At 60.9% G+C, this 24855-nt stretch carries 23 protein-coding genes, 1 tRNA gene and 2 riboswitches; of the genes, 12 read left to right on the plus strand and 12 right to left on the minus strand.

The window, feature by feature from the left end:
* Window positions 1–15: 15 nt before the first annotated feature.
* The 3 genes from P3T24_RS16820 to P3T24_RS16830 all read right to left on the minus strand — a co-directional run bounded on the left by P3T24_RS16820 (window position 16) and on the right by P3T24_RS16830 (window position 2973).
* Complete coding sequence (locus P3T24_RS16820; protein WP_429436239.1) at window positions 16–1377, minus strand: DUF1254 domain-containing protein; 1362 nt, start codon at window positions 1375–1377, stop codon at window positions 16–18.
* An 81-nt stretch (window positions 1378–1458) separates the two neighbouring features.
* Window positions 1459–2253, minus strand: a complete 795-nt coding sequence (locus tag P3T24_RS16825) for a hypothetical protein (RefSeq protein ID WP_429436242.1) — start codon at window positions 2251–2253, stop codon at window positions 1459–1461.
* Window positions 2254–2829: 576 nt separating this feature from the next.
* The gene (locus P3T24_RS16830) at window positions 2830–2973 is read right to left on the minus strand and encodes a hypothetical protein (protein WP_429287738.1); all 144 of its coding nucleotides are present in this window, start codon (window positions 2971–2973) and stop codon (window positions 2830–2832) included.
* On the opposite strand from P3T24_RS16830, the gene P3T24_RS16835 reads away from it, so the two are divergent.
* Window positions 2972–3904 carry an HAD family hydrolase gene (locus P3T24_RS16835; protein WP_429436244.1) on the plus strand — a complete coding sequence of 311 codons (933 nt, stop codon included), beginning with the start codon at window positions 2972–2974 and terminating at the stop codon, window positions 3902–3904. The two genes, P3T24_RS16830 and P3T24_RS16835, sit on opposite strands and share 2 nt — an antisense overlap.
* Before the next feature lie 124 nt (window positions 3905–4028).
* Here the strand turns inward: P3T24_RS16835 and P3T24_RS16840 are convergent, their stop codons facing one another.
* The 4 genes from P3T24_RS16840 to P3T24_RS16855 all read right to left on the minus strand — a co-directional run bounded on the left by P3T24_RS16840 (window position 4029) and on the right by P3T24_RS16855 (window position 8138).
* Window positions 4029–4700, minus strand: a complete 672-nt coding sequence (locus P3T24_RS16840) for an RraA family protein (RefSeq protein WP_429436247.1) — start codon at window positions 4698–4700, stop codon at window positions 4029–4031.
* A 12-nt stretch (window positions 4701–4712) separates the two neighbouring features.
* Window positions 4713–5735: an amidohydrolase family protein gene (locus tag P3T24_RS16845; RefSeq protein ID WP_429436249.1), complete on the minus strand. Its 1023-nt coding sequence runs from the start codon at window positions 5733–5735 to the stop codon at window positions 4713–4715.
* Window positions 5736–5742: 7 nt separating this feature from the next.
* Entirely contained in the window at window positions 5743–7086 is a 1344-nt protein-coding gene (locus P3T24_RS16850) for an MFS transporter (protein WP_429287820.1), read from the minus strand.
* A gap of 146 nt (window positions 7087–7232) precedes the next feature.
* Entirely contained in the window at window positions 7233–8138 is a 906-nt protein-coding gene (locus P3T24_RS16855; protein ID WP_074262903.1) for a LysR family transcriptional regulator, read from the minus strand.
* Between the two features lie 233 nt (window positions 8139–8371).
* Between P3T24_RS16855 and P3T24_RS16860 the strand changes: the two genes are divergently transcribed.
* The 5 genes from P3T24_RS16860 to P3T24_RS16880 all read left to right on the plus strand — a co-directional run bounded on the left by P3T24_RS16860 (window position 8372) and on the right by P3T24_RS16880 (window position 13978).
* The gene (locus P3T24_RS16860; RefSeq protein ID WP_429436252.1) at window positions 8372–9262 is read left to right on the plus strand and encodes a LysR family transcriptional regulator; all 891 of its coding nucleotides are present in this window, start codon (window positions 8372–8374) and stop codon (window positions 9260–9262) included.
* Window positions 9263–9530: 268 nt separating this feature from the next.
* Window positions 9531–10697: a CaiB/BaiF CoA transferase family protein gene (locus P3T24_RS16865; protein WP_429406539.1), complete on the plus strand. Its 1167-nt coding sequence runs from the start codon at window positions 9531–9533 to the stop codon at window positions 10695–10697.
* Complete coding sequence (locus P3T24_RS16870) at window positions 10694–11455, plus strand: enoyl-CoA hydratase (RefSeq protein ID WP_429436255.1); 762 nt, start codon at window positions 10694–10696, stop codon at window positions 11453–11455. Before P3T24_RS16865 ends, P3T24_RS16870 begins: the two co-directional genes overlap by 4 nt.
* A 26-nt stretch (window positions 11456–11481) precedes the next feature.
* Window positions 11482–12786 (plus strand): MFS transporter, encoded by a 1305-nt coding sequence (locus tag P3T24_RS16875; protein ID WP_429436257.1) that lies wholly within the window; start codon window positions 11482–11484, stop codon window positions 12784–12786.
* 451 nt (window positions 12787–13237) lie between these two features.
* Window positions 13238–13978 (plus strand): SDR family NAD(P)-dependent oxidoreductase, encoded by a 741-nt coding sequence (locus tag P3T24_RS16880; protein ID WP_429436259.1) that lies wholly within the window; start codon window positions 13238–13240, stop codon window positions 13976–13978.
* Window positions 13979–14281: 303 nt separating this feature from the next.
* Here the strand turns inward: P3T24_RS16880 and P3T24_RS16885 are convergent, their stop codons facing one another.
* The 3 genes from P3T24_RS16885 to P3T24_RS16895 form a co-directional block, all read right to left on the minus strand.
* The gene (locus P3T24_RS16885) at window positions 14282–14806 is read right to left on the minus strand and encodes a response regulator (protein WP_429436262.1); all 525 of its coding nucleotides are present in this window, start codon (window positions 14804–14806) and stop codon (window positions 14282–14284) included.
* Window positions 14807–14890: 84 nt separating this feature from the next.
* A complete protein-coding gene (locus P3T24_RS16890; RefSeq protein WP_074262914.1) occupies window positions 14891–15241 on the minus strand; it encodes a response regulator in 351 nt (116 codons plus the stop codon).
* Between the two features lie 6 nt (window positions 15242–15247).
* Window positions 15248–16723 (minus strand): RAD55 family ATPase, encoded by a 1476-nt coding sequence (locus P3T24_RS16895; protein ID WP_429436264.1) that lies wholly within the window; start codon window positions 16721–16723, stop codon window positions 15248–15250.
* A gap of 329 nt (window positions 16724–17052) precedes the next feature.
* On the opposite strand from P3T24_RS16895, the gene P3T24_RS16900 reads away from it, so the two are divergent.
* Window positions 17053–17334: a BrnA antitoxin family protein gene (locus tag P3T24_RS16900; protein ID WP_429436935.1), complete on the plus strand. Its 282-nt coding sequence runs from the start codon at window positions 17053–17055 to the stop codon at window positions 17332–17334.
* A gap of 95 nt (window positions 17335–17429) precedes the next feature.
* Here the strand turns inward: P3T24_RS16900 and P3T24_RS16905 are convergent.
* Window positions 17430–17505 (minus strand) — tRNA-Arg (locus P3T24_RS16905).
* 285 nt (window positions 17506–17790) lie between these two features.
* Between P3T24_RS16905 and P3T24_RS16910 the strand changes: the two genes are divergently transcribed.
* The gene (locus P3T24_RS16910; protein ID WP_429436265.1) at window positions 17791–18702 is read left to right on the plus strand and encodes a c-type cytochrome; all 912 of its coding nucleotides are present in this window, start codon (window positions 17791–17793) and stop codon (window positions 18700–18702) included.
* 148 nt (window positions 18703–18850) lie between these two features.
* Here the strand turns inward: P3T24_RS16910 and P3T24_RS16915 are convergent, their stop codons facing one another.
* A complete protein-coding gene (locus P3T24_RS16915; protein WP_074262917.1) occupies window positions 18851–20935 on the minus strand; it encodes a UvrD-helicase domain-containing protein in 2085 nt (694 codons plus the stop codon).
* Between the two features lie 145 nt (window positions 20936–21080).
* Between P3T24_RS16915 and P3T24_RS16920 the strand changes: the two genes are divergently transcribed.
* The 4 genes from P3T24_RS16920 (at window position 21081) to gcvH (ending at window position 24826) form a co-directional block, all read left to right on the plus strand.
* On the plus strand, window positions 21081–22133 hold the full coding sequence (locus P3T24_RS16920) for an oxidoreductase (RefSeq protein WP_429436268.1): 1053 nt from the start codon (window positions 21081–21083) through the stop codon (window positions 22131–22133).
* 229 nt (window positions 22134–22362) lie between these two features.
* Window positions 22363–22710, plus strand: coding sequence for a hypothetical protein (locus P3T24_RS16925; protein WP_074262919.1), 348 nt, complete (start codon window positions 22363–22365; stop codon window positions 22708–22710).
* A gap of 155 nt (window positions 22711–22865) precedes the next feature.
* Window positions 22866–22969: riboswitch (glycine riboswitch) on the plus strand.
* A 46-nt stretch (window positions 22970–23015) separates the two neighbouring features.
* Window positions 23016–23177: riboswitch (glycine riboswitch) on the plus strand.
* An 85-nt stretch (window positions 23178–23262) separates the two neighbouring features.
* Window positions 23263–24381 carry a glycine cleavage system aminomethyltransferase GcvT gene (gcvT, locus tag P3T24_RS16930; RefSeq protein ID WP_429436270.1) on the plus strand — a complete coding sequence of 373 codons (1119 nt, stop codon included), beginning with the start codon at window positions 23263–23265 and terminating at the stop codon, window positions 24379–24381.
* Window positions 24382–24445: 64 nt separating this feature from the next.
* Entirely contained in the window at window positions 24446–24826 is a 381-nt protein-coding gene (gcvH, locus tag P3T24_RS16935) for a glycine cleavage system protein GcvH (RefSeq protein ID WP_429436273.1), read from the plus strand.
* The last annotated feature ends 29 nt before the right edge of the window (window positions 24827–24855 follow it).

A 24855-nucleotide genomic window follows, 5' to 3' on the forward strand; every position in this document is an offset into this window, starting at 1 on the left:
CTCGTCCATTTGAGTTCATCGCTTTTGCGGTGCCGGGAATTTCCAGGTACCGTCGAATACCGACGCGTCCGGTCCATAGATGCGCGCAATCACGTTGTAGGCACCCTCGGGAGCGGGCAACCAGTTGGACTCCTTATCAGCACCGGGCGTGGTGTGCTGGACGTAGATATCGAGCGAGCCGTCGGGGTTGTATCTGATGCCCTTGGTACGGTCGCCGATCGAATAGCGGTTGATCGGGTTCGCCACCAGATGGCGCCCCGGCAGGTCGTACATCGTCATCGACCAGAAGAACTTCGCCGGCGGCAGGTCTTTCTTGTCGAAGTGGATAAGGTAAGGTCGCGAGCCCAGCAATTGCTCGTGATCGGCATTAACACGCGTACCGACGTACACCGCTTCTTCTTTCGTGTTGCCGTAAATGCCCATCCCGGCGGCTACCGCGCGTTTCATGTAATCGCCGTTCAGATCCTGCCGGCTGCCGAAGAGATCGTAAGAGCTGGTCGTGTGTTTCTCGGCGTCGGCCAGCGCCGCTTTGCCGTCGGCGACGCCCTGTTCGATGGCCTCGCGCGTCGCGGCAGGCAGCGCGGCCGGATCGAACGGCTGACCCGGTGCGATGCCGATCTTCGCGAAGCGCTGCATCAGATCCACTTCAGATGGTGCCGTCGGCTGCGTGAACTGCAGCATGAAATTCAGGTACGAGATGAAATCGATCGAGGTCGCTTTCGCCTCATCCCACTTCGGGAACGTGACCTTCGGCGCGGGCGGCGGTGCGCTCGTATGTTCGAACGCGGAAAGCGGCGTGAGCTGGTATTGCTTCTGGATCGCCTGGACGTTCTTCACATCGGCCGGGCCATTCAAGGCAGTGCGGCCCAGGGTGAGGATGATGTCTGTCTCCGAGCGGAACACCTTGTCGATGCCCTTCGGGGTATCGCCGTGCCAGTCAGGACCGGCAAACAGGTAATGACCAGCGCCGTTGCCCGTAGCCCGCGAGCCGACATAGGCAAAGTTATACGTGAACAGGTCGATCCACTGGAACACGTAGTAGCGGTCGTCCTTCACCGCCGGCACCGTCAACACCCAGGGCTCGCGACGCAGATCGAGCCACGCCCACGAGTACGGCGTGTCGTTGTTCGGCGTGACGATCTCCTTGTTCTCGGGACCGTACGGACGCGAATAATTGCGAAATTTGCCGAAGCCACCTACGTAGGACTTCGAGCCGGCATCGAGTACCTGCTCGTACAGCGTCTTGTAGTTGAACAGCATCGGGTAGGCGTAGATGTACGCATCTTTGGCGATGCCGCGCGCCTCCTCGGGTGATGCGGTTATCGTCGCTGCAGCGGTGCTCGCCTGAGCACCGGCGTACTGGTGCGGGAGCGTCATGAGCGTCATCCCTGCCGATATCGCGCCAAGGCGCAGGAGCCTGGATATTTTCATGGATAGGCATCTCCCGGAGGGGGTTGGCTACTTGCCGAACGTCAGGTTGATTCCGGCAAAAATCGTCACTTGCGGCAGGCCCGCACCGGAATGGGCGACGGAATACTGCGGTTCGATGAACGCGTTGTAGATGGTCGAACCGCTCTTCCATGCCTTGCCCGCGCCAAGGCCGACGGGGATGTAGTACGTGCCGTGCTGCAGGTCGAAGCTCCAGATACCGGTGGAACGGATGTACCAGCCGCCGGGCAGGTTGAAGATGGCGAACGGCTGCGTGGTAAGCGACTGGGTAGTCGGCCGGCCGCTTTGACCGGCAAACGAGTGTTGCCACTGAACCAGTGCGCCGAGCAGATGCGCGGGGGTCGCATTGACGGCGACGGCTGCCAGACCGCCCTGCCATTTGCCGGTGCCGAGACTTGGGTCGGTGGCCGTGGGCGCGGTGATCAGTGGACCGACGCCGATCTGCACGTCCGATTGCGACAGCAGAAAGATGTCGAACAGGTTAATGTCGCCGAGGCCGGTGTTGTAGCCGCCGGTCGGGTCCGGGCGCGTGCTGATCGGCACCGTCGCGCGGAAAATCTCTGGCACTCCGATCGGTCCGAGCGGCCCCACCGGAACGGTCGGCCGCAGCAGCAGGTCGTTGGTGTGACCGCCGACGCCGAACAGGCTCGGGGTGTAGTAGTCCTGGATGTTGAATGAGGGCGCCAGATTCAGCGGGTTATTGCTCTTGTTGGCGTCGTCTGCCGAAGCCTGCGCATAAGCGCCTGACGAGAATGCCGCCGCCCACAACATCGTACTCGCTGCAAGACATCGCTTCGTGGTCATTGGATTTTCCGGCTTTACGGCAATGGACAAACGAGCGTATCCATTTGCATGACGCAAATAGAAGTCTGACTATTAAATCGGGTATTCGGTTAATACTGGATCAAGCGCTAATGGCCCCTTCTCACTTGCGCGTGGGGGAATGGCCTGAAAGCCAAAGCACGCCCCGGACGAGTCTCGCGGGGGCCCAAAATAGATGCCAGGAGTTTTAGTCGATCACTGTCATCGCCTGAAAATACTAGCAAACGTTTTCAAAAAATATGGAAATAAATTTGTAACACGAACGAAAGCCTGTCTTTCCAGTTTTTATTATGCTTAAAAACGGCCAAAACAAATCTCCTTTTGAAATAGCGACATCAATTTCAAGGAATTGATTCGAATATAAAAACAATTTGTCCCGGCGCGTGTGGCAACCCGGCCAGGGCAGGCGAACCAGGGTCTGAACTCGACGTGCAGGTGTCCACCGCCACCCGGCGTCGGCAAAATACGTGGCAAACCGTTAAATAAACGCGCCGGATGTGCTATCTAGTAGGCGCGAAAAGACTAGCGGCGCACCGAGCGCCGCACGACATCACATACTCACGAGGCTTTCATGATTGGCTTGATGCGCAGATCCTGGATCGGCTTGACCGTCGTCGTTCTCTGCGCGTGCACGACCACGCCCCACCCGAGCGGGACGCAAGGGTCGCGTCCCGCCCGCGCGCCTTCCAGCAATTCGACCATGGCATCGTGGAACGACACCCCGGCGGAGCGTTCGATCATCGATTTCGTCACGCGCGTGACGACGCCCGAATCGAAGGACTTCGTGCCGCGCGCCGAGCGGATTGCAGTGTTCAATCTGGACGGCACGCTCTGGGTCGAACAACCCGCCTCCGTGCAACTCGTCTTCACCTTGCAACAGGTGAAGACGCTTGCGCCGCATCATCCTGAGTGGAAACGCCAGGAGCCGTTCCGGTCGATCCTGCGCGGTAATCTGAAACCGGTAGCAAGCAGCGGCAACGCCGGAGCGATGAAGCTGCTGGCTGCTACCCACGCGGGTATGACGACGGACAGTTTCGCCTCGATGGTGCACGACTGGTTCGACACCGCGAGCGACCCGCGCTTCAACCGGCCCTATACGGCGCTCGCGTATCAGCCGATGGTCGAGTTGCTCGCTTACCTGCGAGCCAACGGCTTCCGAACGTACATCGTCTCGGCCGACAGTGTCGAATTCGTTCGCACGATCTCGCAGAGCATGTACGGCGTGCCGCCTGAAGACGTGATCGGCAGCACGGTTCGTTATCAGTACGGGCTGACGAACGGCACGGCGACACTGACCCGGCTCGCGCAGGTCGACACGCTCAACGACGGTGCGATGAAAGCGCAGACCATTCAGGCCGTGATCGGGCGCCGGCCGCTAATGGCGTTCGGCAATGCCGACGGCGACCTGCCGATGCTCGAATGGACCACCTCGGGCAACGGTCCGCGTTTTGCGGCCCTGCTGCATCACACAGACGCGCAGCGCGAATATGCCTACGATCAGACGGCACGCAGCGGGAAGCTGGATAAGGGACTGCGGGAAGCGAATGTGAAGGGCTGGCTGCTGATCGATATGAAGGACGACTGGCGGACCGTGTTCAAGGGCGATACGGACGCGGCGGCAACGGGTAAATGAAGGGACTGTGATGAGCGGCGCCGCGCGCCGTACCCTACGCGGTGCCGTACGCAGTGACGCACCGGCGCGCACGCGGCCTGACCTGCCCGCCGCCGCGCCGCGTGCCGGGCGGTTTTTCCAAGGCTCAGCCGCCCATCATCCGCGTTTCATGCGGAACGACCCACGCGCGGTCGAACTCACCTCTCGCGATAGATTGCAGGGCCACCGCCTCCTTCTCCCCCTGCTTCTTCGCCCCAGCAATCACCGCCTCGACTTCGGCGACCGGGATCGCCAGCACACCGTCTTCATCGCCGACGATGATGTCGCCGGGATGCACGACCATGCCCCCCACCGACACCGGCACATTGATCTCACCAGGCCCGTTCTTGTACGGACCGCGGTGTGTCACGCCACGCGCATACACGGGGAAATCGCCCTGCCGAAGCGCGCCCACGTCGCGAATGGCGCCGTCGATCACCAGACCTTGAACCCCCAGGCTCTCGGCAAAGCTAGACATGATCTCGCCCATCAGCGCCTGCGAGAGGTCACCGCCGCCGTCGATCACCAGCACATCGCCCGGCCGGCAAAAATCGAAAGCGCGATGGATCGCGAGGTTGTCGCCACCGCGCGTGCGGACCGTCACTGCGGTTCCAGCCATCGGCCTGGGCCGGTGATAGGGCTGCAGCCCGACCGTGCCGCTCGCGCGCGCCATGTTGTCGCTCAGCAGCGAAACGGCCAGGCCGCGCAACGTCTCGAGAATCTGCGGACTGGCTTGCGGCGCGGATTCGTTGTGGTGCCATCCAATGGGGTTCGTCACAGTAGTCTCCTTTCAGGAAAGCTGGCGTTCGAGTTGACTGGACAGGCGCCCATACACCGCGCGCGCGTTGTCCTCGAAGATACGTTGCCGGTCCGCGGACGTGAGCCACGGAATCGCGTCGATATAGCGCCGCGTGTCGTCGTAATAGTGACCGGTCTCGGGATCGATGCCCTGCACTGCCCCGATCGTCTCCGAGGCAAACAGGATGTTCCCGACCGGAATCACCTTGGCGAGAAGCTCGGCGCCTGGCTGGTGATAGACACACGTGTCGAAGAACACGTTTTTCATCAGGTATTCGGTGAGAAGCGGCCGCTTCATGTCCTGAGCAAGGCCGCGATAGCGTCCCCAGTGATACGGAACCGCGCCGCCGCCGTGCGGGATGATGAAGCGCAGCGTCGGGAAATCGGCGAACAGATCGGCGCTCAGCAACTGCATGAAGACGGAGGTATCGCCATTGATGTAGTGCGCGCCCGTAGCGTGAAAATTCGGGTTGCACGATGACGACACGTGAATCATCGCCGGCACGTCGAGCTCAACCATCGCTTCATACAGCGGGTACCACGAGCGGTCGGTCATCGGCAAGCCGTTCCAGTGACCACCGGATGGATCGGGGTTGAGATTGCAGCCGATAAAGCCCAGTTCCTCCACGCACCGACGCAACTCGGCGATGCAATTCGCCGGCGCTGCACCGACCGCTTGCGGCAACTGGCAGACACCGACAAAGTTGCGCGGAAACAATCCGCACACGCGATGGATCAGGTCGTTGCATTCCTGCGACCAGCGCGCATTCGCGTCTTCCGTGCCCAGATGGTGGCCCATCCCGGCTGCGCGCGGCGAGAAGATGGTGAGGTCCGTGCCGCGTTCGCGCTGAACGCGCAGCTGTCCGCGCTCGATGCTCTCGCGAATCTGTTCATCCGTGATGACCGGACGGGGCGGCACCGGCGTGCCGTCCTTCAAGGCTGCGATCTGTTTGGCGCGCCATGCTTCGTGCTCGGGCGGCGAGGTGGTGTAATGGCCGTGGCAATCGATGATCATTGCGGTTTTAAGTGTTGCGGCTGATGGGGAGATTTTCGGGGTGCGTGTCGCTGGGCGGCACCGAATCCAGATCGCTTTCACGCGGCGTCACGCGCATCACCAACGCGATGATCGTGGCGATCACGAGAAACGCGGCAATCGTCAGGAGTGCGAGATCGAATTTGCCCGTCGCGTTTCGCACGAGCCCAATGCTCCACGGACCGACCAGGCCGCCGACCTGCGCTACGGTGTTGATCAGCGCGATCGTCGCGGCGCCCGCAGCGCCGGAGCGGAACGACGAGGCGAGACTCCAGAACAGCGGATTACCCGCGTAAATGAAGAGTCCGGTTACGCAAAGCAGCACGTAGGCAATCACCGGATTCGGCGCATAGGCACTGCCGGCGATGGCGAGCGCGCTCATTCCATACACGAAAGCCAGATGCTTCTTCCGGTCGCCGGTGCGATCGGAGCTACGGCTAATGAGGAAGGTGCCCAGTACGCCAAGGAGCGGCGGGACGGCAGACAGAAAGCCGACTTCGATATTGCTCAGGTGTCCGAGGCTTTTGACGATCTGCGGCAACCACAGGAACAGGCCGTAAATTCCGACGAGCGCGCAGCCGAACAGGCATGCGAGACTCCAGACGCGGATATCCCCGGCCACGCGCAGAAAGGAAAAATGCGTCTGTCCGCCAAGCGCTTCGCGCTCCGCTTCCAGCGTGGATTCGAGCCACTGTTTCTGTTCAGGTCTGAGCCACGCCGCCTCCGCCGGGCGCTCGGTCATGATGCGCAGCGTCAGCAGACCGAGCAGCATGGCAGGCACGCCCTCGAGAATGAACATCCACTGCCAGCCGTTGAGCCCTAGGATGCCGTTGCCGTAGGTCATCAGCGTGGTGGAGATGGGACCGCCCAGCACGGCAGAGAACGAGCCGGCAATGATGTATCCGCCCACCGCCCGGGCCCGGTAGCGCACCGGAAACCACTTGGTCAGATACACCGCCACGCCGGGCAGAAAGCCCGCTTCCATCACGCCCAGCAGGAAGCGCAGGATGTAAAAGCTGGAGTCGTTGAAAACAAATGCGGTGGCGGCCGCTACGGCGCCCCAGGTCAGCAGAATGCGCGCTATCCAGCGACGGGCGCCGACGCGATGCAGCAGCAGGTTGCTCGGAACCTCGAGCAGCATGTAGCCGAAGAAAAAGATGCTTCCGGCGAAACCGAACACGGCCGGGCTAAAGCCCAACTGCTTGTTCATGTCGAGCGCGGCGAAGCCGATATTGATCCGGTCCAGGTAGTTGAAGAACATCATCGCAAACAATAGGGGCATCAGCCGCCTATAGACTTTGCGCATGGTCTCCGCTTCGATCGCATCGGTCATCATCGTCTCCATCATGTTTCTGCGCGCCTGTTTATTCAGGCGTCGGTCGAACAACAGTACTACCTTGACGCGAGTCCAATCCCATCATAAGGAACCGGGCCAACGGGCGTCCAAGACGTGTTCCTTATTCTTGTATAAGTTTTTTCTTATAGTGCGACGTTTTCCTTGCTGTCGCACTCGGGCAGGCAATCGAGGAAAGCGCGCAGATGCGGCGAGGTGTCGTCCGTGCGAAAGCGTGCGGTGAGCGTGGTGATCTGCGACGAGACCGGCCCGTCAAGGTGACGATAGACCACGTCGGAGCGGCCATGCCGCGCGACGGATTCACCGATAAAGGTCACGCCGAGTCCTGCGGCAACGAGCGCGATGGCCGTCTGAATCTCGTACGCCCGATAGCCAACAGGCGGCGTAATGCCGGCGTCGCGGTACAACGATTCGACGAATCGCGAGAACTGCGCGTGCGGGTACTTCGGATACAGGATCAGCGGGGTGTCGGCGAGATCGGCGATGCGCACGGTTTCTGACGCGGCCAGCGGATGCTCGGGCGCAAGCGCGACCACTACGCGCTCATGCAGTAGCGGCAACGTTGTACATCCGGGGAGCACGGTGGCCTGTCTGCCGATTCCGATGTGAATCCTCTGATCGCGCAGCGCGTCGCCTTGCTCCTCGGTCAGCATTTCGAAGAGCTTGAGCTCGACCTGGGGATAGGCCTGGTGAAACGCTTTCAGCGCAGGCGGAAGCACGCTGTACATCGTCGAACGCGTGAAGCCGATGCTGAGCCAGCCACGCGATCCAAGGCCAATTTCGCGAGTGCCAAGCGCGACCTGCTCACAGGATGCGAGGATCTGCCGCGCCTCGGTGCATAGATAGCTGCCGGCTTCGGTCAGACGTAACGGCCGGCTGCCCCGGTCGACGAGCTGCGCGCCCAGCCGCTCTTCGAGGCTGCGAATCTGCTGGCTCAGCGCGGGCTGTGCCACATGCAGTCGCTCCGCCGCCCGGCTGAAATTCAACTCCTCCGCGAGGACAACAAAGTATTGCAGGGCTCGGAGATTCATGGCGTAGGTATTCCTGTCCGGTTGGTCCGGCCCACGAACGCGGGTGAATGGTGCACCGCGCAACAGGCGGATGATTCTGGCCCAGTTTGGCATAGCGGCTCCTGAACGGTTTGGGCCGCACCGCCCAGAGCGGAGTTCAAATCACCGCCCTCTTGCAAAATGCTACTCTGCGACGTCCTATACCTGCGGCCACGGCTGAACAGGGCTGAACCGCTTCAGCAACTTTGACTACAGTGAAATTCGACACGACGACAGTCCGGCTGATCCTGGCCATCGCGGATGAAGGCAGCATTTCCCGGGCCGCCGACAAACTCAGCCTTGCGGTGGCTGCTGCGTCCCGGCGCGTGTCGGATCTCGAGGCGCAACTGGGGATCAAACTGTTCCAGCGCGTGCCGCATGGCGTTGAGATCACCGAGTCCGGTATCAAGCTGCTGGACTACATCCGGCAGATCGACAACCTCATCGACCGACTTGAAGGCGATGCAGGGGCGCTCAACGAAGGGCTCGACGGGCGCATTATCATCGGCGCGCCCAAGGCGGTCGTCATCCAGTTTCTTGCTCGTGAGATTGCTGCGATTCAGCGCAAATTCCCGCGCATCTCGCTGAAGGTTGTCGAAGAGAACAGCAAGATCGTGCAACAGCTGCTGCGCGACAAGGTGATCGACGTGGGGATCTACGAGAACAAAAGCGGGTTCCTGGATCTGCCGAAGTTTCCGTACCGGGAGGACCGGCTGGTTCTGGTCTATAGCCGCGCGCATTTCCGGTTTCCTGACGCGCCGGTTGGCATCGACGAGTTTCTCGATTTGCCCGTTGTAAGCCTCGGCAAGGGGTCCGCTGTGTTGTCCGCCGTGCAGCGCGCGTATCGCAGCCGCGGGCGCGAGTTTCCCAACAATTTCACCGTCACCGGCTTCGATACGATGCTGGCGCTTGTGCGCAACGGGCTCGGTGTGGGATTGATGCCGCCTGACGTATTGCGCGGTTTTCATCCTGAAGAGGCGCTGGCGTCGGTGGAACTTGTCGGCGACTGGCATCAGCGCAACTACGTTCTGTCGTGTCTCGAAGGGCATGCGCAACAGCAAACCCTGCACAACGTCGTGGACGAGCTTCTTCGCAAACCGGCGTAGTTCGACCTCCCCGGTTTCGCGAGGCGCGAAACCAGACATGATTCCCTCATCCTTGCGGCGGCTCCCCCGGTAGGCGACAGTGATCGCATAACGACTACCTGGAGACGAGATGCCATTGCGCGTCCTCATTGCGGCTATCGCCGCTGCCCAAACCTCTTTCTGATCCCTTATTGCAGCTGTGGCTGGCGCTATGCGTGCCGCCGGGTTGCTGCTTCGCGCGGCTTTAACGCCGTGCCTCCACTGAACATTTTTTCCGAGGAAACATGAGATGACGCAATCGACGCATCTACCGCTGCAGGGCATCCGCGTGCTGGACGTCAGCCAGGTCATGGCGGGACCGTTTTCCTGCATGCTGCTCGCGGACATGGGCGCTGACGTGATCAAGGTGGAACCCCTCGAAGGCGACCAGACGCGCGGCGCGATGGGCTTCAAGATGAAGGGGCCAGACAGCATGGGCTTCCTGAACATGAACCGCAACAAGCGTTCGCTGACACTGGACCTCAAGAGCGACGAAGGACGTGAGTTCTTCTACGAGCTTGCCAAGACTGCCGACGTGATCGTGGAAAACTACCGGCCAGGTGTCGTGCAGCGGCTGCGCATCGACTACGAGACGATCAGGGAGATCAATCCCAAGATCGTGTACGCCAGCATTTCGGGCTTCGGTCAGAGCGGACCGTGGGCGTCGCGACCAGGCTTCGATCTGATGGCGCAGGCCATGTCGGGCGTGATGAGCGTGACCGGCTACAAGGGTGAAAAGCCGGTTAAAGCCGGCGTGCCGGTGGCGGACATCGGCTGTGCTTTGTTTGCCGTGTACGGCGTGCTTTCGGCGTACATAGGCGCCCAGAAGACGGGCGTGGGGCAGCATATCGACGCCTCGCTGTTCGATTCGGTGATGGCGTTCTCGATCTGGGACATGTCGGAATACTGGGGCACCGGTGTGCCGCCGACCCCGCTCGGCACCAGCAACAAGATGAGCGCCCCCTATCAGGCGGTGAAGGCACGCGACGACTACTTCGTGATGGGCGCGACCAACCAGAAACTGTGGAAGAAGCTGTGCGAGTTACTGGAGCGCCCTGATCTTGTCAGTCATCCTGACTATGCGAGCGTGTCGTTACGGTTGAAGAATCGCGAGGCGTTGATCGAAGCGCTGGAGCAGGAATTCGGCAAGCGCGACAGCGCGGAGTGGGTCGACGTCATGCTTGCCGCCGGCATTCCGGCCGGCCCGATTCTGTCTTATCCAGAGGCGTTCGAGAGCGAGCACGCCGTGCATCGTCGCATGTGCATGGAGATCGATCATCCGAACGAAGGCAAGGTCAAGAACATCGGGTTTGCCGTCAAGATGCTCGGCACGCCACAGACGGTGCGTCGTCATCCGCCGCTGCTAGGCGAGCACAACGACGAGATCTATGCCGAAATCAACGGGACCAAGCCATGAACGAACCCGTCAGATTGACCGTCCATGAGTCGGGGGCGGCTGAGATTGTGATCGACCGGCCTGAACGGCATAACGCGATGACGATCGCGATGTATGAATCGCTGCTGGCTTCGGTCAGCGAGTGCGGAAGCGACGATGCCGTGCGCTGCATTCTGTTCCGTGGCGCGGGTGGCAAGTCGTTTATTTCGGGCACCGATATCTCGTACTTCAAGGACTTCCGCGATGGACGCGATGGCGTCGCTTATGAGGCGCTTGTCGAGCGGGTCATCGATGCGGTGGAGCGGATCCCGGTCCCTACGGTTGCTGTGATCGATGGATGGGCCGTGGGCGGCGGCCTCGCGCTGGCGACAGCTTGCGATTTTCGCGTGTGCAGCGGTGCCTCGCGGTTTGGCGCGCCTATCGCCAAGACGCTTTCCAACACGCTGTCGTCGCGCAATATTGCGCGGTTGCACGCGGCTTTTGGCGTGCCCAGGGTCAAGAAGATGTTGATGCTCGCCGAATATCTCTCGGCTGAGGAAGCCCTGGCGTGCGGGTATGTCTATGACGTTTGCGGACAGGATGAACTGGGCAACGCTGCGCATGCGTTAGCGGAGCGGCTTATTGCGTTGTCGCCGGTTACGCAGAAAGCGGTTAAGGAGAGCTTGCGGCGCATTGTCGTCGAACAACGGCTCGATGATGAAGACCTGATCGAAGAGGTTTACGGCAGCGCCCGCTTCAGGGACGCCGTGGTCGCTTTCACCTCGGGCTCAAAGAAATAACGACACGGAAACGTGAGGAGACCGACATGAAACGATTCCAGCTCAAGGCGACCACCACCGTCCTTGTGATGCTGTGCCTGATGTACTTCATCACCTACGTCGACCGCGTCAACATAAGTACCGCTGCCGGGCAGTTCAAGTCTGAACTGGGGCTGAGCAATACGCAGTTGGGTTTTGTCTTTTCGGCGTTTGCGTATCCGTATGTGGTGTTTCAGTTTATCGGCGGATGGGTTAGCGATCGGTTTGGGGCCAAACGGACGTTGATCGCCTGTGCCTTGATCTGGGCTGTGGCGACAACGTTGACTGGATTGGCGGGTGGGTTCGGGACGCTTGTTGCGGCGCGGTTGCTGTTGGGGCTCGGCGAAGGGGCTACGTTTCCGGCGTCTACGAGTGCGATGGCTTCGTGGGTGACGCGCGACAGACGCGGGTTGGCTCAAGGGATTACTCACTCGTCGGCGCGGTTAGGGAACGCGGTGGCGCCGATGCTCGTGCTCGCGTTGATGACCGCGTTTAACTGGAGGTTTTCGTTTTATCTGCTCGGTGCGCTTAGCGCTGGGTGGTTGGTGCTTTGGTATGTGACTTATACCGAGAAGCCTGGGGATCATCCGCGGATTACTGCTGCGGAAATCAGTAGCTTGCCGCCGCCGACGGTTCGGCCCGCGGAAGTACCGGGGACATGGTTGCGGTTGTATCGGCGTTTGTTGCCGGTGTCTGGGGTTTACTTTTGCTACAACTGGATTCTCTGGTTGATGCTCGACTGGATGCCGCTTTACTTCATGCATAGCTTCCATCTCAACATCAAGAAGGCGGTGCTGTTTACTTCCGGGGTGTTCGTTGCGGGGGTATTTGGGGATCTGGTGGGTGGGTTGGTCAGCGACCGGTTGCTAAGGCGTACTGGGAATTTGAAGCTGGCGCGCAGTTATATGGTTGCGGTTTGTATGTCGTTGACGGGGTTGTCGTTGCTGCCCGTGCTGCTCATACACGATCCGATGTATTCGCTGGTTTTCCTCGCTGCGGCGATGTTCTTCAATGAGATGAATATCGGGCCTATGTGGGCTGTGCCGATGGATATCGCTTATGACCGGTCTGGGACAGCGAGCGGGATTATGAGTGGGACGGGGTTCACGGCGGCGATTGTTAGTCCGGTCGTGGCGGGGTATCTGGTTGACCGGTTGGGGAGCTGGGATGTGACTTTTTTGCTTTCTATCGGGGTGATGGTTTGTGGGGTGGGGATGACGTTTTTTATGCGGCCGGGGGTGGTGTTTGGGGCGCAGCGCAGGAACGCGGAGCGAGTGGGGAGACGTGCTGCGCTGCCGCTTGTGGATGAGTAATGAGAAGGGGCGATGTGAGTCGCCGCCTTGTTTGGCTGGACCCTGCATACGCTGAAAGGACTTAAAAAAACACCGTCGGGTTCTGAGCGCTTGCGCCTGTCTCGCGGCTACCTATCACGGATATCGCCCGCTCCTGCTATGCCTGAAAGGCATGTCCCCCTACCCACAAGGTCTTTGTTGCGCCTTCTGCGGAAACCTATAGTCCTTGCACGGCCACCGGTTAAAGGTGGCGCTACAAAGCTCTTTGCCTGATTGCTGGAACCCTCGCAGACGAATGCCGTACTGCCGTCGACGTTCAAAGCGTACGAAGGTGGTTTTCGTCGATCTCTGCGATGGTGCGGAGCCAGGAAGGTACCCGTTCTAAAAGTGCTCCGGGCAATGATAGCGGGCAATGAATCGTCAACCGAATCAGTGACGCGATGAGTCGCGTACGGACTCCTTAGGAAATGACATGTCTAACTTAGCTCACAAAGTGGCCCTCGTTACCGGCGGTTCACGCGGTATTGGTGCGGCAATTGCGAAACGCCTCGCCGCGGATGGGGCGAGCGTGGCCCTCACATACGCGAAGGACGCGAACGCGGCTTCGGCCGTGGTCAAAGAGATTGAACTCAGCGGCGGGAAGGCTATTGCGATTCAGGCCGACGCTGCTGATGTTAACGCTGTCGAGGCTGCGGTTGAAAAGACCTTTGCGACCTTCGGCCAGCTTGATGTGCTGGTGAACAATGCCGGCACGGCCATTCCGAAACCGTTCGAAGACACGACGCTGGAGGAGATGGACAAGGTGATCGACATCAACATCCGCGGCGTATTCGCTACGACCAAGGCTGCGCTGAAGCGTTTGAGTGATGGTGGCCGCATCATCATGATCGGTTCGGCGGTGGGCGAGCGGGCTATTACGCCGGGGCTGGTGCCGTACGCCGCTACCAAAGCGGCTGTCAGGATGTTCACTCAGGCGCTTTCTAGAGAGGTTGGGGGCCGGGGTATTACGGTCAACAACGTTCAACCGGGGCCGATCGATACGGACCTGAATCCCGCTTCGGGCGATTGGGCGGTGCCGCAGAAGGCTGCCACGGCGCTTGATCGATATGGGCGCGCTGAGGAGATTGCTGCGATGGTGGCGTTCGTTGCTGGGCCGGAGGGGTCGTACGTTACCGGGACGAATCTTACGGTTGATGGTGGGATGAATGCTTGAGGTGGGGTGCGTGTGCGATGTGCGGGTTTGAAGACGCGGAACTGCCTCGCAACCCCGATCACCTTAGCCGTCCGAACGCCAGCCGACCTGTTTGAGGCAAAGGCCGCAGCGCCTCAAAAATCTCCCCTCCGCTCCCGGCAAGCCGATGGGCCGAAATAGTTAGGCTACGGCGCTTCACATTCCGCAGCAGCTGGCGCTTTTTTGGAGAGTTGCAATCCGCGAATGCCGCGACTATTGTGGCCTTGTCTCCTCTCCATATCGCCTGCTGATATGGAATTGCCCGTCCTTGAGGCGGGCATTTTTTTACAGGCTTTCGTCTGCACCGTCGGGATCCGCTAGAGGGCGCGTGCACAAGTCGCTAACGGTTGTAAGAAAGAGCGCCACTTCCACTGGCTTCTTTAAGCAGAGATTCCAGCCGGGCTGGAGAAAGCCCGGTGGCGGCGTGGCTGACTGTCCGAGAATCGGGATATGTGCGAGATCGGGTCGAGCCCGAATCTCGTGGCTTAGGGTCAGCCCGTCCATCAATGGCATTATCCAGTCGGTGACAATGAGGTCGGGCACGTCGTGTTTCAGGCATTCGAGCGCCTCGATGCCATTGCTCGCGCAAGTCACCTTGTATCCTTCGTTGACAAGGATCAGGGACCAGACGGTGAGAAGTTGCGGCTCATCATCCACGAGCAAGATAGAGTACATCTGTGGCCACCGATTGGTCAGTTTTCGTTTTTCGCTGCCGCCACATTTCGCAAGAAACGGTCCCAAGGAGCGCTCGCCGCCACAGCGTTTGTTTGTCTTCTCGCGAGTATCTTTATGCGAGACGCGTGCAAACATAGGTGCTTACTTTGGGATGCTCGGCATGTGGTGGAGTCGCGAGCGATCAAACGACCAATTCATGCCCTCGCCAGGGGCCTTGGCTCAAGGCAACATTTTCTCGATGATCGGAAGCAGCATGTCGAGTGAGAGAGGCTTGCGGCAATAGGCGATCACCGGATTGGGCTGTCGCGGTATGTCAACGGCTGCGCTGCAAAGGATTATCGGGATTGACCGCAGGTCCGGATCTGCGAAGAGGGCGGCGCATAGCTCTGGGCCGGACATGACTGGCATCATGCAGTCACTGAGGATGAGGTCCGGCCTGGCCTTGCGGATCAGCTCAAGCGCGACCGCACCGTCGGGCGCTGTCATGACGGCATAGCCGACCTGTTCGAGCAGCAGGCTCCAGATAGTCAGAAGATCGAACTCATCATCCACGACCATGATCGTTTTCATGGCGCGTCAACTGTCGAGCCGGCCAACAATCCCTGCGGCGGCCCCGCGGCCACCGAGCAAACCCGCCGCACCCGGAAAAGCGTCGACAACATCGAGTCCCTTCTCGGTAATGACGAGCTCCCGAAGCGAAGAATCGTGCGCGCTTTCGCGCTGTTTGACCACGGAGATCATTCGATGCAGACCCGTGTCGGTTTCCGCATAGCGCAGCAAAATGAGATTTTCAGTCATGGCCGAGAGACGCATTCCGCGCATAACGGAGGGATCGGAATTGAACGGCACTTCTTCTGTGAGAAGCGTTGTCACCCCTGCGGCGCGTAACTGATGAGTCAATGCGTTGAGGAACAGACCAAACCGGCCAGTGCGCATTGCTGAATCACGAAACCCGTCGATACCGTCAAGCACAAGTCGCGTCGCGCCGGTCTGCTTCACCGTAGCGAGAGCGGTGGCTGCCAGTTCGTCTATTGCCAGTTCAATGGCCGGTTGCCACTGGACGGTCAGCCGCCCGTCGTCGCACGCCGCCTGCAACGGAATTGAAACGGATTCAGCCTTGCCGATGAGCCGTTGCGGCGACTCGTAAAAGCCAAGATAGACGGACTTTTCGCCGCGTTGCGCACCGGCCGATAGAAACTGCAGCCCAAGCAGCGTCTTGCCGATTCCCGATGCGCCCATCAGCGTGGTCGTGGAGCCCTTTATAAACCCTCCGCCGAGCAACTCATCAAGACGTGGAATACCCGATCCGAGGCGCGCCTTGAGGTCGGCCGGTCCAGGCTGCTCCGCACATCGTGCTTCCAGCCGTGGAAACATGACATGGCCGCTGTCCGTTATACGAAAGAAATGCTTGCCCAGCATGTGATCGCGAGCACGCATCTTGTGGACTTCAATTTCGCGTGTGCGGCGCATGCCATCGCTGTAACGGTTGAGCTCAATCAGGCCGTCGACGAGCGTATGTTCGGGATGCGGCTCATTACCCGACAAAGGAGCCAGCAGCAACGTCGTACAGTTCATGGCAGCAACCAGCGCGTTCAACTCATGGATGAACTTGGACAGCGAGAGGTCCGTTTCACTGAACTCGCGTGCGCTGCGAAAGCCATCGACGATGAGCAGGCCCGGGCGGTACTGGTGGAGGCTCAAGGCAACCTGCTTGAGGAAGCCATCAAGTCCGCCCTGCATAAGCGCGTGATAGCCCGAGACGAAAAACATTTTCTCCGCGACCGCTTTCTCGTCAAAGAAGCTGAGTGCGCTCAAATGCCCGAGGAGTTTGTCGTGCGATTCAGCGATCAAGGTCATATACAGCACCTTCTCGCCCTGGAGGACACGATGGAAGCCGATCTGGCTCGACAGAATCGTCTTGCCCGCGCCAGCCATGCCTTCTATCAGGTACAAAGCGCCGCCGACCAGACCTCCGCCGAGAATGGTATCGAGGCCCGGTACACCCGTTTCGACGTTCGAATGGCGCGACGCTGGAGATGTGTGAGTTGTCATTTTTTGAATCGTCTGCGAAGGTTCAAACAAGGGGCCGCCGCGGAATCAGCAAATCCCCCAATAGAAAGCAAACCGTGTACCTGACTCGCCGCGCTGACAGAAAAGCGCACCCGACAAGGTGCAACGAAATTTTACCTTCTCGGTATCGTTTGTGATGGTCGAAGCATGGAGAGATGGAGCCCGAATCGTTGGCCCAGTGGTGCGTTTTGCGCGCACAGGTCCAGCGTCACGAACCTTTACATCACAGCGTGACGGTCGCCTGGACCGACTCAGGGATGGGAAGGGTCGACCAGCTTCATTCAGCGCAAGGCCAACAACCGGGAGAATTGATCACTACGAAAAAGCAATCCAAATTGATTCGTAACACACCAGAAGAAGAAACCGCGATTGCACGCGGCATCGCGGACGATCCTGACACATTCGAGCCGACGGATGAACAGTTCGCGCAAATGAAGCCGCGCGGTGGCCGGCCAAAGCTTGCCCACCCCAAAGTCGCGGTAACGGTTCGATACGACGCCGAGATAATCGATCGCTTCAGGGCAAGCGGCGACGGCTGGCAAACGCGCATGAATGACGCGCTGCGCGACTGGCTCAAGACGCACCGCGTATGACGCACACTCCGCGCCATACGCGGGCGAGCGGGTGTAATTTAGGTGTCATTCGGGAAAGCAGAAACAGGCAGATTCGCGAGAATCCCTGTCAAGATTGGTGCGCCCGGCTGGGATCGAACCAGCAACCCCTGCCTTCGGAGGGCAGTACTCTATCCATTGAGCTACGGGCGCATTGACACGAAAAGCGCCGTAAAACCGTGAAACCGGCACCAAATCGAGACCGAGAGGATACCCGGTTTCAGCCGACCCGTCCACCGACCGCCCGGCACACGCCACGGGCGATCCAGCCCATATCCCCCAGCCCAAACCGCCGATAGGGGTAAACGCCCGCTGAATACCCCCGCCAGCCCTCGCCGCCGCTGAAACGTTCCGTCTATAATCGCCAGTGGCTATAAAGAATAAGGTCGTTGGCGTCACGCTGTACCGCTCACAATACCCACGGGAGACGAGACAAGCATGAGCGAAGCACCAAATCACGAAGCCCCGATCAAGACCCCCGGGCAGCTCATTGCCGCCATCATTGCCGGTTTTGCTATTCCAGTTGTCATCATCGTCCTGCTCGCGATCTACGCGGACAACTGGACGCGCACCGGCGCCGGTACCGACAGTCTCTCCGACGCCGAGGTCAGCGCCCGCATCGCGCCGCTAGCCCAGGTCGACATTCGCGACGCCAACGCGCCGCGCGTCTACAAGACCGGCGAGGAAGTCTACAAGGCGGTCTGCTCGGCCTGTCACGCCACCGGAGCGGCAGGCGCACCGAAGTTCACCAACACCACGGACTGGGCACCGCGCATCGCGCAAGGCTACGACACGCTCGTGCACACCGCCTTGACCGGCACGGGCGCCATGCCCCCGCGCGGCGGCACCAGCCCGGACGACTACAGCGACTTCGAGATTGCCCGCGCCGTCGTCTATATGGCGAACAATTCCGGCGGCAATTTTGCCCAACCGGCGGCCCCGACAGCAGCGCAAGCGGCCTCAGGCGCTGCCGCGGCGGCAGCACCCGCTTCCGGCGCCCCGGCTGACGCTGGCGTGGCAGCAGCGTCCCAGGCAGCGGCCGCGCTTGCCTCGATCGCCAGCGCACCGGCAGCCGCGCCTGGCGGAGACGCAGCGCAAAGCGCGGACGCCTCGCAGGCCGGCAAGGCGCTCTACACGCAGGTTTGCCAGGCGTGTCACGCCGCTGGCGTGCTGAATGCCCCGAAGTTCGGCGACAAAGCGGCATGGGCACCGCGTCTCAAGGACCCGATGGACACGATTTACAACTATGCGCTGCACGGCAAGGGTGCGATGCCGCCTAAGGGCGGATCGAACGCGTCCGATGCCGACGTGAAGGCCGCCGTCGACTACATGGTCAGCGCAGCGAAGTAAGCGTTAAGTTGCGCCCCGCCTGGGCACCAGCTAAACAGCAAGACCCAAAGAAAAATCCCTGCACCGTGGCAACACGAGCAGGGATTTTTTACGTTCAGGCGCTGACTAGCGCTAAGGCACCGGACGCCATAGGGGCAAAAGCCACACCTCAAGGCTTCTGCAACAACGCCTTCAAACTCGCCAACCTGTCCTTCGGCGTCATCGGCGCTTCCTCCGCCGTCGGCGGCGGTGCCTCGTCCAGTCCCATCTCAGGAATAAACCGCGACGGCTCGCACACAACCGTCTCCCGCGCGCGCTTTCTCTTCTTGCACCAGTTCAGATGCAAACTGCGCTGCGCCCGCGTAATCGCCACGTACATCAGCCGGCGCTCTTCCTCGATGCGCGCGTCGTCGATCGGCGCGTCGTCCGAGCCGCCGCGGTGCGGCATGATGCCTTCCTCGACGCCCACCAGAAACACGTGCGGATACTCGAGCCCCTTCGACGCGTGCACCGTCGAAAGCCGCACCGCGTCCGGATCTTCCTCTTTACCTTCGAGCATCGACATCAGCGCCACCGTCTGGATCAAGCCCAGCAGGTTCTTGCCGGTATCTGCGAGACCGTCCGCGTTGTCGTAGCCCGTAGCTTCGGAGCCCGCTTCCGGCTCCGGCTTGGTGCCCTTGCGCTTCAACCACTCCACGAACTCCAGCACGTTCTGCCATTTCGACTGCGCCTGGCGCTCGTCGAACGCGTCGTAAAGGTAGGCCTCGTAGTGGATCGCATCCATCAGGTCGTTGAGCACCTCGGTGGCCGGATCTTTTTCCGCGCGGTCGGTGAGGCGCTGCATGAAATCGCAGAAGGTGCGCAACGGCTCAACCTGGCGCACCGACAGCCGCGCCTCGATCCCGCCCATATACACCGCCTCAAACAGCGACACCTTCGCCTGACCCGCGAACGACCCGAGCGCCTCGAGCGTCGTGTTGCCCACGCCGCGCCGCGGCGTAGTGATGGCGCGGATGAAAGCAGGATCGTCGTCCGCGTTGGCAATCAGGCGCAGATACGCGCAGATATCCTTGATCTCGGCCTTGTCGAAAAACGACTGGCCGCCCGACAGTACATAAGGAATCCGCTCGCGCCGCAGCACCTGCTCGAAGATCCGCGCCTGGAAATTGCCGCGATACAGGATCGCGTAGTCGCGGAACTGCGCACGCCGCTCGAACTTGTGCGCCGACAAGCGGAACACCACGGATTCCGCTTCGTGCTCCTCGTCATTGCAGCCCGTCACGGTGATCGTGTCGCCCATGCCGTGTTCGGACCACAGCTTCTTCTCGAACAGCTTCGGGTTGTTCGCGATCACGTTGTTGGCGGCCGTCAGAATCCGCACCGTCGACCGGTAGTTCTGCTCCAGCTTCACCAGATGCAGTTTCGGAAAATCCTTGCCGAGCTGCGCCAGATTCTCCAGGGTCGCACCGCGCCAGCCGTAGATGGCCTGATCGTCGTCGCCCACCGCCGTGAATGCAGCACGCGGGCCGGCCAGCTGCTTCAGCAGCTCGTACTGGCAAGCATTGGTGTCCTGGTACTCGTCGATCAGCAGATAGCGCAGCTTGTTCTGCCACCGGTCGCGCACCGCTTCGTTCTTCGCGAAGAGCTCGGCGGGCAGGCGGATCAGATCGTCGAAATCCACCGCCTGGTAAGCGTGCAGCGTGGCGACGTAGTTGCGGTAGACAATCGCCGCCTGGTGCTCGTCCTCGTTCGCCGCAATCGCCACCGCCTCTTCCGGCATGATCAGGCCGTTTTTCCACAGCGAGATGATCGACTGGATCTTGCGGATGAAACCCTTATCCGTCGAGCCGACCTGTTCCTGGATCATGCCGAAGCAGTCGTCCGAATCCATGATGGAGAACTGCGGCTTCAGGCCCACGTGCTCGGCCTCCTGACGCAGAATCTGCACGCCGAGCGAGTGGAAGGTACACACCGTCAACTGATTGACGGGCACCTTGCGGCCTTCCTTACCGGGCGTGGTCAGCGTCTTGCCTTCGAGCAGCTTGCCGACGCGTTCGCGCATTTCCGCCGCCGCCTTGTTCGTGAAGGTGACGGCCGCGATATGGCGCGGCTCGAAGCCTTTGACTTCGATCAGGTGCGCAATTTTCTGCGTAATCACGCGCGTCTTGCCACTGCCTGCGCCGGCAAGCACAAGACAGGGACCATCGAGGTAGCGCACCGCTTCGTTTTGAGCGGGATTCAGGCCAGCGGACATCGTGTTTGGGCGGGGGGTGTTGCGGGTTGAGGGTGCGGGCAGGGATGCTAACACGAAGCCGGTGACGGCTCGGACATGCCACAATTACAGGCCGCGCGTCGTCGCCGCGGTGGCAAAGCGGCGCGCATTCTTGCAGGAAACTCACATGTCTGCACCGCTGAAAACAGGATTGATGGGTTACGGTTTTGCTGGCGCCACCTTCCACGCGCCGGTGATCGAGCACTGCGGCCGGGCCACGGTCGCTGCGATCGCGACAAGCAAACCCGAGCCGGCTCGGGCTGACTATCCGCGCGCCAAAGTCGTGCCCGATCTCGATGCGCTGCTCGCGCTCGACGACATCCAATGCGTGGTGATTGCCACGCCAAACGACACCCACTTCGACCTCGCCAAACGCACGCTCGAAGCCGGCAAGCACGTGGTGGTCGACAAACCGGTCACGCTGACGGCCACGGAGGCGCTCACGCTCGCCAACCTGGCGCTGGCGCGGGGCCTCACCTTCGCGCCGTTCCACAACCGTCGCTGGGACGGCGATTTCCTCACCGTTCGCGACCTGCTCGCCAGCGGTGAGCTGGGCCGTATCACCCACTACGAGTCGCATTTCGACCGCTTCCGTCCGGATGTGCGGCCGCGTTGGCGCGAGGAAGCGTCGCGTGGCGGCGGCCTGCTGTTCGATCTCGGGCCGCATCTGATCGACCAGGCGCTGGCGCTCTTCGGCACGCCCGCCACGGTGTCGGCCACCGTCAAAACGCATCGCGATGGCGGGGGCGCCACCGACTACGTTCATCTGCAGCTGGGCTACGCGGATCTCGAAGTCGTGCTGCACGCAACCACCCTCACCGCGCTCGCGCCGCCGCGCTTTGCAATCGACGGCACGCGCGGCAGCTACGTCAAGCGTGAACTCGACACCCAGGAAGATCAGTTGCGAGCGGGTTTGCGCCCGGGTGACGCCGGTTTTGCTGGTGGCAACCCGGCGGGTCTGCTGCGCGTACTGGACGCGAGCAATCAGGAAACTGAACGCGCTTTGCCGACCCGCGACGGCGACTATATCGGCTTCTATCGCTCGCTGGCGGCAGCCATCCTCGATGGCGAGCGTTTCCCGGTCAGCCCTCAGGACGCCGTCGACGTCATGACGATCATCGAACTGGCCGCGCGCAGCGAAGAGGAAGGCCGGCGCCTGCCCTTCGAGCGAATCCGCTGAGATCGCCGCGCAAGTCGCGGCTTACATGCGGACAACCGCTGCTAACAGTTCCGAAAGGGACGGTCCGTTACAATATGTTTCTGAATTCAGGTCATCGTGTGGCTGCGGCTAGCCGTTGCTTCACGATATCGAACTACCCGTCGATCAAGACCACGACGACCGCAGGCAACTGCATGGGACCGGAGTAAGCGCTCAAGCGCTAACTCCGACCAACAAAAGGAGAGTACGCATGCAACGTTTCACCCGTGCGCTGGCAAGTCTGGCACTGGTTTCTTCGCTGGCCGCCTGTGTGGTCCCGCAACAGGCACCGCCCCCGGGACCTAACCCGCACGAAATCGCAGTTCAGCGCCTGAATCAGGTTTACGGCCGTGCCGACAACCTGAGCCGCCGCATCGACAATCACGTCAATCAAGGCTATTACCCGCCCCCGCAAGGTGGCGCGCTGCATCACCGCCTCGACGTGATCCGTCAGGAAGCGCGTGACATGTCTGCCCAGCATGGTGGTGGCCTGTCGGGTGAAGAGCAGCGCGTGCTGAACCAGGAACTCGACGGCGCAGCACACGCAATCGGCGAGTAAGCCGCTCAGTCAATCTGTTCAGCAATTCGCCGTGAAAGCACAGGCGCGGGGGTCATTCCCCCGCGCTTTTTTTTGGCGCTCGCGCCGCCCGCTGCACCGCCGCATAGCTCTCCAGAGCCTTCATTTGACAAGCCTCGGGGCCTCGCGTACATTCGCCGCACGCGTCGGGAGAGAGCGTTGGCCGCCATGTTTTTTGCGGGCCGCGCCGCCGAAGGGGCACACCCACAAACTCTCAGGCAAAAGGACCGGCTGCGTCGAAGAACCCGTCTGATTCCGGCATCGTCCGGGCTGCATCAGGCACCGGTTTTTCGCACTCTGGAGAGCGGCAGTAGCCACCGGCATCGACCATCATCGAGCCAGGCAGGCTGCCCACCGAAGGGGCGCGCGTTTCACCGTGATGGCTCGCAGGCACTTGCAAACCCGCACGGCAGCGCAATCTCTCAGGTATCGAGGACAGAGGGGTCATGCATGGCATCGCTCGCAGGCTTTTTGGCCGCGAGGAATGAAGCCGCATGGCCTTTTTGTTATCCGTCGAGATTGCCTGAGGCCCTGATGACCGAACTCAAACACACCCCGCTTAACGCCACCCATCGCGCGCTGAAGGCCCGCATGGTCGATTTCGGCGGCTGGGACATGCCCGTCAACTACGGCTCGCAAATCGACGAACACCACGCGGTGCGCACCGACGCCGGCATGTTCGACGTGTCGCACATGTGTGTGGTCGATTTCGCCGGTGAGCGCGTCCGCGCGTTTTTCGAACACGCAATCGCTAACAACGTGGGCAAGCTGCAAGCGCCGGGCAAGGCGCTCTACACCTGCCTGCTGAACCCGAACGGCGGCGTGATCGACGATCTGATCGTCTATTTCTTCTCCGAAACCCACTTCCGCCTGGTGGTCAATGCTGCCACCGCAGAAAAGGACATCGCCTGGTTCGGCAAGCTCAACGGCGAAGGCAGCTATGGCCTGACCATCACGCCGCGCCGCGATCTGTCGATCGTCGCCGTGCAAGGTCCGAACGCCCGCGAAAAGGTCTGGCAAGTCGCGCCGTCCACCCGCACCTCCACCGAACTCCTCAAGCCGTTTAACGCCGCCATCGTCGAGAACACGCCGTTCGGCGAGTTGATGGTTGCCCGCACCGGCTACACCGGCGAAGACGGTTTCGAAATCGTGCTGCCTTCCACGTCCGTCTGCGAGTTCTGGGACGCATTGGTGCGCCAGGGCGTGCGCCCGGCAGGTCTGGGCGCGCGCGACACGCTGCGCCTCGAAGCCGGCATGAACCTGTACGGCCAGGACATGGACGACAATGTCTCGCCGCTTGACGCCGGTCTCGCCTGGACCGTAGATCTGAATTCGCCGCGCGACTTCGTCGGCAAGGCGAAGCTCGAAGCGGACGGTTGCCAGTGCGCTTTTGTCGGACTGATCCTGCAAAAGGAAAACGGCAAGGCTGCCGGCGTGCTGCGCGCCCATCAGAAGGTCGTCACGCCGCACGGCGAAGGCGAAATCACCAGCGGCACATTCTCGCCCACCATGCAGGAATCCATCGCCTTTGCACGCGTGCCGAAGGACGTGAAGCCCGGCGATGTCGTCCACGTGCAAATCCGTGACAAAGCCCTTCCCGCAAGCGTGGTAAAACTGCCGTTCGTGCGCAACGGCAAAGTTCTTGCTGCTTAAGCTTTCGTTGCGCGCGCTTCCTCCTTTTTAAGTTTTTACCGTACACACCGCACAGGAGCATCCGATGAGCATCCCGGCCGATCTGAAATACACCGAATCGCACGAATGGGTCCGCACCGAAGCAGACGGCACGCTGACGGTCGGCATTACCGACCACGCGCAAGAAGCGCTCGGCGACATCGTCTTCTTCGAAGTCCAGGAACTGGGCAGGACCGTTAGCGCCGGCGACACCGTCGCCGTCATCGAATCCGTGAAAGCCGCCTCCGATATCTACGCGCCGGTCTCGGGCGAAATCATCGAAGCCAACACGGCTGTCGCCGACACGCCCGACTCCGTCAACAGCACGCCGTATGACAGCTGGCTGTTCAAGATCAAGCCGGCAGCCGATGCGACGCATGACCGCCTGATCGACGCCGACGCGTACAGCAAGTCGATCGGCGAGTAAGTTATTTCAAACCCGCTTTAAACGTCAGG

The sequence above is a fragment of the Paraburkholderia sp. GAS33 genome (assembly GCF_050436645.1).
GTDB lineage: Bacteria > Pseudomonadota > Gammaproteobacteria > Burkholderiales > Burkholderiaceae > Paraburkholderia > Paraburkholderia phenazinium_B.